Source organism: Kribbella sp. NPDC056345, assembly GCF_042262745.1.
Taxonomy (GTDB): Bacteria; Actinomycetota; Actinomycetes; order Propionibacteriales; family Kribbellaceae; genus Kribbella.
Map to the genome: position 1 here is coordinate 18764 of NZ_JBHJQQ010000025.1, position 12197 is coordinate 30960.

Annotated in this window: 11 protein-coding genes; 3 read left to right on the top strand and 8 right to left on the bottom strand. The window is 67.3% G+C overall.

The window, feature by feature from the left end; genetic code table 11:
• Positions 1–12 precede the first annotated feature (12 nt).
• The 4 genes from ACFCV3_RS41195 to ACFCV3_RS41210 all read right to left on the bottom strand — a co-directional run bounded on the left by ACFCV3_RS41195 (position 13) and on the right by ACFCV3_RS41210 (position 3694).
• Entirely contained in the window at positions 13–1224 is a 1212-nt protein-coding gene (locus ACFCV3_RS41195) for a hypothetical protein (protein ID WP_376040572.1), read from the bottom strand.
• A 219-nt stretch (positions 1225–1443) separates the two neighbouring features.
• Positions 1444–2760, bottom strand: coding sequence for a hypothetical protein (locus tag ACFCV3_RS41200; RefSeq protein ID WP_376040574.1), 1317 nt, complete (start codon positions 2758–2760; stop codon positions 1444–1446).
• Positions 2760–3212 (bottom strand): hypothetical protein, encoded by a 453-nt coding sequence (locus ACFCV3_RS41205; protein WP_376040576.1) that lies wholly within the window; start codon positions 3210–3212, stop codon positions 2760–2762. Before ACFCV3_RS41205 ends, ACFCV3_RS41200 begins: the two co-directional genes overlap by 1 nt.
• 71 nt (positions 3213–3283) lie before the next feature.
• The gene (locus ACFCV3_RS41210; RefSeq protein WP_376040579.1) at positions 3284–3694 is read right to left on the bottom strand and encodes a hypothetical protein; all 411 of its coding nucleotides are present in this window, start codon (positions 3692–3694) and stop codon (positions 3284–3286) included.
• A 160-nt stretch (positions 3695–3854) separates the two neighbouring features.
• On the opposite strand from ACFCV3_RS41210, the gene ACFCV3_RS41215 reads away from it, so the two are divergent.
• Together ACFCV3_RS41215 and ACFCV3_RS41220 are read left to right on the top strand one after the other, a co-directional pair.
• Positions 3855–4703 carry a hypothetical protein gene (locus ACFCV3_RS41215; RefSeq protein ID WP_376040581.1) on the top strand — a complete coding sequence of 283 codons (849 nt, stop codon included), beginning with the start codon at positions 3855–3857 and terminating at the stop codon, positions 4701–4703.
• A gap of 106 nt (positions 4704–4809) precedes the next feature.
• Positions 4810–5058: a GlsB/YeaQ/YmgE family stress response membrane protein gene (locus tag ACFCV3_RS41220; protein WP_376040584.1), complete on the top strand. Its 249-nt coding sequence runs from the start codon at positions 4810–4812 to the stop codon at positions 5056–5058.
• Positions 5059–5061: 3 nt separating this feature from the next.
• On the opposite strand, the gene ACFCV3_RS41225 is transcribed toward ACFCV3_RS41220, so the two are convergent.
• Together ACFCV3_RS41225 and ACFCV3_RS41230 are read right to left on the bottom strand one after the other, a co-directional pair.
• On the bottom strand, positions 5062–7428 hold the full coding sequence (locus ACFCV3_RS41225) for a glycoside hydrolase family 65 protein (protein WP_376040587.1): 2367 nt from the start codon (positions 7426–7428) through the stop codon (positions 5062–5064).
• Positions 7425–8174 (bottom strand): beta-phosphoglucomutase family hydrolase, encoded by a 750-nt coding sequence (locus ACFCV3_RS41230; RefSeq protein ID WP_376040589.1) that lies wholly within the window; start codon positions 8172–8174, stop codon positions 7425–7427. Before ACFCV3_RS41230 ends, ACFCV3_RS41225 begins: the two co-directional genes overlap by 4 nt.
• Positions 8175–8322: 148 nt before the next feature.
• Between ACFCV3_RS41230 and ACFCV3_RS41235 the strand changes: the two genes are divergently transcribed.
• The gene (locus ACFCV3_RS41235; RefSeq protein WP_376040592.1) at positions 8323–9159 is read left to right on the top strand and encodes a LuxR C-terminal-related transcriptional regulator; all 837 of its coding nucleotides are present in this window, start codon (positions 8323–8325) and stop codon (positions 9157–9159) included.
• A gap of 54 nt (positions 9160–9213) precedes the next feature.
• Here the strand turns inward: ACFCV3_RS41235 and ACFCV3_RS41240 are convergent, their stop codons facing one another.
• Together ACFCV3_RS41240 and ACFCV3_RS41245 are read right to left on the bottom strand one after the other, a co-directional pair.
• Positions 9214–9804: a hypothetical protein gene (locus ACFCV3_RS41240; RefSeq protein ID WP_376040594.1), complete on the bottom strand. Its 591-nt coding sequence runs from the start codon at positions 9802–9804 to the stop codon at positions 9214–9216.
• A 54-nt stretch (positions 9805–9858) separates the two neighbouring features.
• Entirely contained in the window at positions 9859–12090 is a 2232-nt protein-coding gene (locus ACFCV3_RS41245) for a discoidin domain-containing protein (protein ID WP_376040596.1), read from the bottom strand.
• Positions 12091–12197 lie beyond the last annotated feature (107 nt).

Here is a 12197-nt window from a genome sequence, read left to right on the forward strand (position 1 = left end):
ATTGGCTTTCTTCTACTGGCTCGCGCCCGGCGTGAGCCAGGTCCCGAGGACTGCGCTGGACATGGTTCCGTCGTGCACTGCGCGCACGTACTCCGGGCCGCGGGCCGCTACGGCCCGGGCCGCCTCGCGGTCGGCCACGATCTGCTCGACGACCTCACCGATGGTGGTCGGGTCGGCGTGCACGATCGGCAGGTCGCGCCCGGTCACCGTGCTGACGTGCTTGCGGACGTCCTCGTCGACGTTCACCACGACCACGCGGCCGGCTGCCATCGCCTCACACGCGGTCACGCTGTACGGGCCGAGCACGAACTGCTCGAGCACAATGTCCGCCCCGGCCATCGCGGCCGGCATCTCCTCGCTCGGGATGTCGGTGAGGCGGCGGTACTCGATCAGGCCCTTGTCGTGCAGCGGCTGCATCGCGGCCTCGACGTACTCGGTGCCCTTGAAGCGCGGGTTGGTCGGGGCGTGCAGGACGATCGGACGCTCCCGCTCCAGCACCGGCTCGTCGTTGGCCCAGCGGTCCGGCTCGATGACGACCGGCAGCCACTTGGCGCCTGGTACGTCGACCAGCAGGTCCGGGGTGGAGACGAAGGTCGGCCCGTCGAAGGTGTTGAACAGCAGGCCCTCACGCTTGGCCTGCGCCTCCAGCCGGACGAAGAAGTCATCGCGCTCGTGGAACGGCGACCACTGGTGCGTCTCGGCGTGCCGGCTCGGCAGGCGGACGTCGGAACCGTGGGCGACCAGGCCGACGTTCACACCGGCCTCCTTGAGCGTCTTCACGTCACCGACGGCGTTCCGCGCGAAGCGGGTACCGAAGACCGGACGGCCGGCCTCGATCAGCACGTGGGTGTAGTTGCCGCTGGTCAGGTACTCGACCTGGCGGTCCTGCCAGACCCGGTCGTCGAGCAGCTCGCGCTCGACCTCGATATCGGCCGGGAACCGGTACGCACCACCGGCGTACTGCATGTTCTTGGCCTTGACGCCGGCGAGGTGACGCTCGGCCGCCCGGGCCCAGGTGGTGCCCTGACCGGCGAAGTTGGCCGGGCCGACGAACAACCGGACCTCGGACTCCGGAACCTCCGGGGTCGGCGGCAGGGCCGCCTCGCGGCGCTTGCGGTCGACGTTCGCGGCCAGTGTCTTGCCACCTTCGGTCACGGCACGCTTGCTCCGCCCGAGGATCTTGCGTGCCGGGCCCGGAAGCATCGCGAGCACACGAGCGCGCATGGACCTGCGCCCGGGAGTAACAGTGGAACCCATTGTGGAGCTGACCTTCCTGGTTGCTGCGTGCGGCCACCCAGGAGGTTACCGGGTACCGAGGCCCTGACTGGACCGGAACGCCGTGACGCAATGTCATGCCACGGTCAAGATTTCCCGAACCGCAGGCACCCCTATTGTGCCGTGTCCGCGATCCGGGCCGGCCAGGTGGCCCGGATCGCGTTTGGTTCAGGCTGAGAAGAGCAACAGCAGGCCTCCCGTTGTGTACGCGACCATAACCACCAGGAGCGGGATCTGTCCGGCCAGTGCGCGGCCACGTGGGAAGAGGGCAACCGCTCGGTCGTGGGCCGAGATCACGCCCAGGAGGTGGCCGATCACTACGGCACTGACCTGGACCGTGGCGACCGCAGTGGTGTGGTTGGTGATGCCTGCGTTCACACCGTTCAGACCGGTGCCGAAGACGTTCCAGCCACGGCTGAGTGGGTCGCTGAGCAGGTTGATCGTGCGCTGGCCTTCCAGGACGAGCAGGGTGAAGTAGTGCGCGACCACATACCCCAGCACGATCGGTACCACCGAGTGCGCGAACAGACCGGGCAGTCTGGTCCGTGAGCTGTCCGACATCCGTCCTGCCAGCACTGTGGCCGCGGAGTAGGTGACCAGGACGAACACCACGAACCCGACCAGCGCCAGGGTTCCGAGCAGGGTCTGCGAGTACCCCGAGTCCTGGGACCATCCGATCCACCTGCTCGATCGGGAGAACCCGTCGTACGCCGTAGAGCCGAGTAGTGCCGCCACCAGCGCGACCAGCCCGGGGCGGGGTGTCAGGCTGTCCAGGTTCTCCAGTGGGCGTCGCAGGACGATCACACCGTCGCTCCGGCGTCCCCAGGGCGACAGCTTCGCCATCAACGTCGCGTAGGCCTCGAACGGGTCCGCAGCAGCGAACCACCGATCCCCGAACAGGACAGCGCCGAACATGACATAGACGACGTACAGAGAGAGCCACGCCTGCACCACCAGCAGTGTCGCTCGGTCCGGTGCGACCAGCTCGAGCCAGGCGAACGCGAAGATGCCGAAGGCGGCCGGCCAGAGCCCTACTCGTGGTGAGAGCTCGAGTAGACCGCGACGCGGGTCATGGCGGAGCACCCGGCACGCCAGCAGGTGCAGGGTGCGGAGTGGGTTCAGAGTGCGCCACATCGGACCGAGGAGCAGCGACACCGGCACCAGGCCGACCCACACCAAGATGTAGACGAATCCGAAGATCGGGTTCGTCAGCCGGTCCACTCCGGCCAGCAAAGCCAGTGCGGCGTACCCGAAGAGGGCGAGACCGAACACCCGGACCGCCCAGCGCAACCACGACGAGTCGAGTGCGGTGCGCAGTCCGGCCGGGAGCGGCGTACCGCTCGCCGCACCGCGGTACTTCGGTGATCGCCAGGCGACGGCCAGGATCACGAACGACACCGCGATCGCGATCCCGGCCCCGGCGACGGCCAGCCCGAACGGGATCGGCAGGTCCTGACGCCCGCCGATCCCATGGAGAGGAAGCATCAGCTCACCTGCAGCTTGAAGACGAGCTTGCCGCTCTCGTGGGTCTCGACCTCGAAGCTGCCCTTGGTGTCAGCCGTGAACTCCACGGCCGCCGGCTTGCCCGGCTTGAGCTCCAGCATCTTGTCGTACCCGTGCACATGCAGCGACTCAGAAACGTCGCTCACGGCAGTGATCCGAACCTTCTGACCCGTCTTCGCCTTGACGGTCTGCCCACTGGGCGAGATCTTCCCAGCGGCGATCTTCACGTCGACGGTGACATCAGCAGCCGGTACGACGGGGGTCGGCGTACTGGTCGGCGTCCTGCTCGTTGTGGTGGTCGGTGCTGTGGTGGTCGGTGTAGGGGTGGGCGGGGTGCTGGGGCTGCCCGCGGTTGGGGACTGGTCAGTACCGCAACCAGCCAGGACGAGAGCGAAGAGTGCAGCGGCAACTACGCCGCGAAGTGACAGCCGCATGACGGCTTCCTTCCGGAACAGCACGCAGTGATGCGTGAACGAGTGAGGTCAGCAGCGAAAGCAGCTGACCGTCACGTCCGCAGGATGCAGAGTCTCGTCAGATCCGGAGGGTCTGGTACGACGGCGCGCAGCCAGGGCACGCGCCTAGCCAGTGACCGCAGCGGCACGTCGCCGAACCGCTGCCGGGTCAGCAGCAGCCCGAGCCCGAGGAGCAGCACTGAGCCGATCAGGAGGGCGCAGGGCACCAGCAGGTGCTGGTGATTCGAGGTGTCAACGGCCAGCGTGAGCGGTGCCACCATGGCGACCTGCTCCAGCCGCTCCACTGCACCGTGCGCATCGAGCGGCAGCGTGATCACCACCGGCGTGACAGCGACCTGCTCCGGCCGGGCCGACTGACCAGCGCCACCGTGGAGCGCGAACAGGCCAACCAGCGCACCCAGGATCACCAGGGAGCGCAGCAGCTGAGATCGCGTCAGGTCCATCACAGGGCAGGGTACCGGGAGAGCGGACGTTGTCGTCAGTTGCGGCACGGTGCGACACTGGAGCCTCGACGATGCTGTGAACCGGGCAGGTGGGGACCTAGTGAGCTCGGTTGCACCATTCAGGGGGGACAACGTGGAGGCGGGACGCGGTCGGGCGGTCATGCCCACAGTGGTGGCAATAGTGCTCCTGGCACTCGGTGCTGCCGGATGCTCAAGTGCAGTTGGTTCGGAGTACGTCGGAGAGGACGTACCGACCACTCCGGTGCCGAAGCCGGCAACCAGCAGCAAGAAGCCGACGACGACGCAGGCGGCAGCCGACTGCTCGAAGTCGACACGTCGTCTTCCGGCGCTCACTGCAGCGGACGGTGTGCGGCTCGAGGCGGCAACCGACGTCTCCCGGACCACACTGCTCCTCAAGAACACCGGCAACCTGGCAGTGATCGTCGTACCGGATGCGAAGTGGAACACGCGGGTCCTGCCTGCACCGTTCGCCAGTCCGACCGACAGTGCCGCCAAGACTGCGCAGACCGCGGTCGCGAACAGCGGCATCCTGTCGCCACAGGTCAAACTGCCGGGCAACGTCCCGTCCACGCAGGCACTCATCGTGCCGCCGGGGTGGGCGGTCTGCGGTCTGACCGACAAGGCGGGTGAGGTGGCCGGCCTGCGCTACCTGCGGGACAAGACCGCCAGCGCGGAGTACTTCGTCCTGAAGGCTCTGGCCGACCAGGCAGTCGCTGTGAAGGAGCCCGCGCCGCAGACGTTCTACGCCGGGCTACTGCGCTGTGGGAAGGCCACCAAGCAGCTCCTCAAGGAGCGGGTGGACCTGCACGACATCGAGTTCTACGCCGAGCTACTCAGAACCGGCAGTCCGTGCCAGCTGGCCTTCGAGACGATGCTGCCAAGCGAGACCTCGGCCCAGCGAGCCATGGCGCAGGCCCTGAGCCGGCTGGAGCGAGTGCCGCACCTGCAGGAGAACACTCCGCTCTTCGAGGCACAGGCCGCGACCTGATCCCAGGGTGCTCTCCGGGGCCGGTCAGGGTGATCTCCAACTGTGTGGAGACCCTCTGACCGGCAGACTGGTTCTCAGACCAGTTCACACTCGGAGGCAACAGAACATGATCGGCTTCATCGTCGCGGGACTCATCATCGGGGCGCTGGCGCGGCTCTTCACCCCGGGCAAGCAGCGGCTCGGCCTGTTCGCCACACTGCTGCTCGGCCTGGCGGGTTCCGTCATCGGCGGCACGATCGCGAACCTCCTCGGTACCGGCGGCATCTTCGAGCTGAACGTGCTCGGCTTCATCACCGCTGTGATCGCCTCGGTGCTGCTGGTCGGGACGGCTGAGCGGCTCAGCGCGAAGAAGTAACCTTCAGCGGCCCTCGCCCGGAAACGCCGGGCGAGGTTCGCGGCCGGCCGGCTGGGTCGGCCGCCCGAGGAGCGGAACCCGCTTGGCCAGTGGCCGGGTGACCGGCGTACCGGCTGTGACCGTGAGGTCCTCTCCCGCGTGCTGGAGGGTGATGCCGGCGCCTTCGCCGTCGCGCACCGTGTAGGTGACCGACCCTGGGCCGATGTCCACCGTCAGCCTGACTCCACGCCACCGGATCGAGAAGCACAGCTTGGTCATGCCCTGCGGCAAGGCGGGGTCGAACGCCAGGAAGCCGTCCCGGTCCCGCAACCCACCGAAGCCCGCGACCAGTGCGGTCCAGGCTCCTGCCAGCGACGCCATGTGCAGTCCGTCGCCAGTGTTGTTGTGCAGATTGCGCATGTCGATCAGTGCGGCTTCGTAGGCGTAGTCGTAGGCCAGATCCAGATGACCGACCTCAGCCGCCATCACTGCCTGGACACAGGCCGACAACGACGAGTCCCGCACAGTCAGGCGCTCGTAGTACTCGAAGTCACGCGCCTTCTGCTCGGCAGTGAACGCGTCACCACACCAGTACGCCGCCAGAATCAGGTCTGCCTGTTTGACCACCTGCATCCGGTAGAGCTGGAAGTACGGCGCGTGCAGGAGCAGCGGGTACTTGTCCTTGTAGCCCTCGAAGTCCCAGTCGGCGTAGCCGGTGAAGCCCTCGGACTGCGGGTGCACCCCGAGCTCCTCGTCGTACGGCACGTAAACAGCTGCCGCCGCGTCGCGCCAAGCAGCCTCTTCCTCGCTGTCGACACCGAGTGTGCGAGCGACCCCAGGGAACTGCGTGGCCATCTCGGCCGCACCCCGGAGGTTCCGCGCGGCCATGAGGTTGGTGAAGACGTTGTCGTCGGCAACCGCGCTGTACTCGTCCGGACCGGTCACACCGGGCAGATGCCATCGTCCGTGGCGGTCATGGTGTCCCAGTGAGACCCAGAGCCGCGCAGTCTCGACCAGAAGCTCCAGCCCGACCTCTTCGATGAACTGGTTGTCACCGGTGGCCCGGTGATACCGCATCACCGCTTCGGCGATATCCGCGTTGATGTGGAAGGCCGCCGTACCAGCCGGCCAGTAGCCAGAGCACTCCTGACCACGGATGGTCCGCCAGGGGAACGCCGAACCACGCAGGCCCAGTACGTCGGCGCGCTCCTTCGCCAGGCTCAGTGTCGAGTGCCGCCAGCGCAGCGCATCTGCTGCCGCGTCCGGCATGGTGTAGGTCAGCACCGGCAGGACGAAACCCTCGGTGTCCCAAAAGGTGTGGCCGTCGTACCCAGCACCGGTCAGCCCCTTGGATGGGATGGCACGCCGCTCTGCGCGAGCACCTGCCTGCAGGACATGGAAGAGCGCGAATCGCACGGCCTGCTGCAGTTCTGGGTGTCCCTGGACTTCGACGTCTGCGCCGTCCCAGAAGTCGTCCAGGTACTCGGCCTGCTGCTTCACCAGTCCGTCCCAGCCCGAGAAGCGCGCACTGGACAGCCCGGCCGCCACCTGGTCCCGGATGGCAGTCTCCGAGCGCAGACTCGACCAGCCGTAGGACAGGTACTTCACCACGCGCAACTTCTCGCCGGGCTGGAGCTGACAGATGACCGTGGTCCGCGCCCAGTCCTCCCGGACGTCCTGGTCCATCGCGAACCGGGTCGGCGCCTCCACCTCGTGCACCATCGCCGCAGCCATCAACTGCCGGCTGTGCGTGGTCCGGTGAATCAGTACGACGCCATTCTCGCCACCGTCGTGGCTGACTGGCTTGAGCGGGTTGTCGAGCACCGCTGCGACCCGTGGGTCGTCGGACAGCGTCGGCTGCGCCTCGTTGGCGACCAGCTCGGACTGGATCACGAACCGGGCCGGCTGGTCGACCGCCTCCACCGTGTACTCGATCGCTGCGACCGCACGCTGCGTCAGCGAGACCAACCGCCGGCTCCGCACCCGGATGCGCTTGCCCGCCGGGGACGTCCAGTCCACGTCGCGCTCCAGCAGACCGGTCCGGAAGTCCAGTAGCCGCTCGTGCCGGCTCAGGTAGCCATAGCGGACGTCGAACGGCGAGTCGTCGACCAGCAGCCGGATCAGCTTGCCGTTGGTGACATCCACCAGCGTCTGCCCGGACTCCGGGTAGCCATAGCCGGCTTCGGCGTACGGAAGTGGCCGTTGCTCGTAGAACGAGTTCAGATAGGTACCGGGGATCGCGTACGGCTCCCCCTCGTCGAGGTTGCCACGCAGCCCGATGTGCCCGTTCGACAACGCGAACAGCGACTCGGACTGCGCAAGGTCGTCGAGGGACAGCCGGGTCTCGCGCAAGCGCCAGGGCTCGACAGGGTGGTGCCCACGGTCGATCATCGGCTCTCCCCGGTGAGCAGCTCGGCCAGATCCTGTACGACGACGTCCGCGCCATGTGCGGCGAGCTCTTCGGCCTGTCCGACCCGGTCCACGCCGACCACTCGGCCGAACCCGCCTGCGTGGCCGGCGGCGACACCGGCCAGCGCGTCCTCGAACACCGCTGCCTCGGACGGGTCGACCCCGAACCGCCGGGCGGCGGCCAGGAACGTGTCCGGCGCCGGCTTCCCCTTCAGCCCGTCGGTCCTGATCGTGACGCCGTCCACGATCTCCTCGACGTACTGTGCGAGACCTGTCACGTCGAGAACCTCCCGGGTGTTCGCACTCGACGAGACCACGGCCCGGCGCAGTCCGGCCTGCTCAGCTGCCTGCAGGTACCGCCGGGAGCCTTCGAACACGTGGACGCCGTCGGTGCGGATGCGCTGCTGCACCGCCTCGTTCTTGCGGTTCCCGAGCCCGTTCACCGTCTCGGCGTCCGGTGGGTCGTCCGGCGTCCCCTCCGGCAGTGTGATGCCCCGGGACGTCAGGAAGTCGCGGACGCCGTCCATCCGCGGCTTACCGTCGACATAGTCGTCGTACTCCGCGCGGGCGTCGAACGGCTGGAACGGAACCCCCTGCCGCTGGGCATAGTCGCGGAGGAACCGGTCGAACATCTCTTTCCAGGCTGCGGCGTGCACGGCCGCGGTATCGGTGAGCACTCCGTCCAGATCGAACAGACAGACCCGGATCCCCGTCGGCAGTCCCAGCATCTGCACCCTCTCGCGTCGTGAGGCCTCTCCTGCGGTAGACAACTGCCAGACTAGTCAGACGACTGCTGCAGACACGCCACTCCAGCCATGACAGGCCGATTACGTGAGAACATACGGGCGACTGGGGAGTCACGGGGGTGATGGAGAGATGCGCCAGATCAGCATGCACAGCACGCTGCACAGCCGGAGCACCTCGAACGTGGGCCGTCAAGAGGTCCTGGACGCTTCACTGCGACTCCAGGTGGTCCGAGCGAGGTTCTGCGACGACCTGCTGGCCAGACGCCCGTGCGATGCTGAGGTGTTCGTCATAACGGACCGCTTCTCCCTGCGCGACTGGCTCGAGGGCCACTGTGGCCGGGCCGAGGAGCTGACCGCCGTCACCTGGACCAGGCACCAGAGCGTGGAGGCCTTCGCGCCCAGCCACCGGTTCAACCGCGACCTGGTCCAGGCAGGTGTCCGGATGACGAGCTTCTTCGATATCAGCGAGGGCTCTCCGACCATCACGGACTTCATCGTCGCGGCCGACGACATGCCGTACCACATCTCCTTCGGGCCGATCCAGCTCAAGCTGCTGGACGGTGAGCGAGTGATCGTCGAGGGCCCGGTGCTGAACGACAGGCGGAGCCTGATGATGATCCATGGCGCGGAGGCGGTCAACGCCGCCGGACAGTACCTGCGGGCAGTGCGCGGCGGCGCGGTCCGCGCGGTGGAACTGCGGGAGCACTACCCGGCCGGCCTCACACCGCGCCAGCACGTCATCGCGGCACTGCTCGGCGACGGCTGCACCGACGAGGAGATCGCCGACCGCCTGACCCTCAGCGTCCGCACCGTGCGGTACGAAGTAGCGAGGCTGATGGAGACCCTGGAGGTCAAGACCCGCTTCGCCGCCGGCGTCCGCTACGCCGAAGCAGACACCCTCGAACGCCACCACATTGCAGGAACCTGCAACCTAATCGACCACTGTGGCGGCCCACCCGCACGCTGACGGCATGCACAGGATTTTCAAGCGGCTGAGCGGTGACGGTTCCCCGGCGTGGCGTCAGCAGATGCGGATCGACGAGTTGGTCTCGTAGGCGTTGATCGCTGCACAGCACAGCGTCTCGGACAGCGCCGCACCGGCCGTGCCACCGCCCTCCATGAGCTGTAGCTCCTTCGGGAAGCCTTCGAGCGGCTGATCGAGCAGAGCGCCGTACAGGGCAGTCGCGAATTCCAGGTCGTACCAGCTCTCCTCACCGACGAGCCGCTGCAACCAGGCTGACTGAAAGAGCAGTCTGGGGACAGAACCGAGCCAGAGACCGTCACCATCGGCCTCGAGCCAGACCGGCTCCGGCAGGTCGACCGGAATGAACAGGGCGCCCACGCCGGCCATCAGCACCTGGTCAAACGTGCCACGGAGTTCGTCCGGAAGCATCGCATCGAGCTCAAGCAGCTCGAGCAGCGGCTGCCGGTAGCCCAGATACGCACCTGCGGGAACGCTGCGCGGCTCGGTGTGCGGCGGGAGCCCCAACGATGCCAGGTGCTCGTTCACCACTGCGAACATGTCCAGGCAGTGCTCGAACCAACCACTGTCCTCGTCGGCCCCCGGCTCGTCGATCCCGTCCAGCGGTCCGACGGTCAGCTCGAATCCCATCCAGCCAAGCTAACAAGTACGGCGCCCGGTGACGCCGTACTTGTCAGCATCAGGTCAGGGGTAGCTGACCACGTAGCGCTGCTGGTTGGCGGTATTGGCCGTGCCGCCGGTGTTGTTGATGACGTTCGAGATCGTGCCGACCCCGCCGAGCGAGACCGAGACCAGGTCGTGGAAGCGCACTCCCGGTGTGTCCGGGACCTCGAACGAGCGGGACGCCACGATGGAGTTGTTCGGGCTGAAGAAGCAGTAGCTGCCGACACCCCAGGCCTCGTGCGTCGTCACCGTGTTCGCGACCTTGTACGCCGCCCAGCCCTGGGTACCGCCGCCACTCGACCACGAGGCCTGGTCGGGGACGTCGTACGGGAACTCGTTCTGGTAGAAGTACGTGCGCCCGCCGTTGCCGTTCCACAGCGTCTCGTATTCCTGGTAGTGCTCGACGAACAGGCCGTACATCGTCACGTTGTTCCCGTTCACCACGAGTCCGTTGGCGGCAGTGTTGACGTTCCAGCCGACCCCCTCACCATGGTCACCGCGCCACAGCCAGAGGTGGTCGCCGATCACGTCGTTGCTGTTCACTCGCAGGCTGACGCTGGCCTTGCCGACGTGCGCGCCGCCGACACGGACGAACACGTCGTGCAGCGAGGTCGGGTTGGCCGCGTGGCCCGCGGTCGATCCGGCCGGGCCGATCTCGACCAGCGACGGCGAGTTGATCGGGCCCGCGTCTACGAGCACTCCGGCGAGCTTGACGCCGTCCACGTCGGCGACGCTGATCGCCGCCTTCCCTGTGTCGGGGACCAGAGTGGCCAGGCCGAGTCCGAGTACGACGGTGTTCGGCCGGGTGACCCGGATCGTGTCGTTGAGGTGGTAGACGCCGGGCGTGATCAACAGGTGCTTGCCCTGAGCAAGTGCCGCGTTGATCGTGTCGACGGATGCGCCCGGTTTGGCGACATAGAAGTCGGCCAGGCTGATCGACGTACCGGCGGCCGGCCCCTGGGACCAGCTGGTACCGGCCGAGTTGGTGCGCAGTGCCGGGACGAAGACGTTGTAGTTGCCCGCAGCATCGAAGTACAGGAACGGCTTCTCCCGGACCTTCGGGGTTTGGCCGATCGTCGTGTGCGACGGGTTCGGGAAGTGCTGCGGCGGTGCGCCGTTGGTCCCGAGGAACACCATGTTCCAGACCGAACCCGCCCAGCTCCCGAACTCCGAGTTTCTCGAGAACCACTGCTGCTGCGATCCCGAGACCACCCGGCCGTCGATCTTGGTGTCCGCGAACAGTCCACCGCTCGCCCAGCCGTCAGCGCCGTTCCAGAGCTGCACCTCCGGCGCGTTCTTGAGATGCATCCGCCGATACGGCGCCGCTTGAGAAACGGCCCAGCGCTCGATCTGACCGGGCGGAGTCGTGACCGCGAGGTTCTCAGCGGACCGCCAGAAGTTCTGCGTCGCGTTGCCCTTGTTGTTCGGGTTGTCCCCTTGCTGCAGCCAGTCGGCCTCGACCCGGACGTGACCGTTGAGGTTCACGTCATCGGGTGACAGCCCGAGGCCGGCCACCTGGGTGTAGAACCCGAGGTTCACGTCGGCGGTGTAGCTGCCGGGCTTGAACAGAACGGCGTACCGCTGGGTGCCGAACTGGTTCGTGTGCATCTCGGTCGCGATCTGGTTCAGCTTGTTCTGCATCTCGGTCTGCGAGCTGCCCGGTCCGTAGACGAACACGTTCGGCCCGAGATCGGGGTTGCGCGGATCGGTCGGTGGGATCACCGGACCGGTGCCGTCGCTCGTGCGCACTGCGACCTCCCAGAGCGAGTAGCCCCAGCCCGTCGAGCGCTGGGTACCGGTGATCCGCAGGTAGCGCCCGCTCCCGGCGATCTCGAGCGTCTGCGCACCTCCGGTCCCGGTCGTTGTCGAGTAGACCTCGGTCCACGCGGTCGCGTTGTCGGACAGCTCGATCCGGAACGCTTTCCCGTACGCCGCCTCCCAGGTCAGCGCGACCTGGCAGACACTGACCTTGGAGCCGAGATCGATCTGCAGCCATTGCGGATCCGAGAAAGCGCTCCCCCAGCGCGTTCCCGGGTTCCCGTCGACCGCAGCCGAGGCCGGTACACCGGCGTTCTCGGTGGACGACGCGGTGGCGGGGCGGTTCAGCGCGGCGTTCGCCGTACCGCAGGCAGCCAGCCGGTCCTGCTGCCGGGAACCGGCCACGGCGTCACCAGCACCGAGACCGGTCGCCGCCAGGGCGAGCACGAGAAGAACCAGCAGCGAACGCGCACGCAGGCGCGACGAAACATCCATGGGCGACACCAATCAGAAAGGGCGGAAAAGGTCCGAGAGAGCGCTCTCTCACCACAGTGGCGGGGCGCCGGAACGCTGTCAAGGGAACGTTCCCTGAGCGTGGTTCC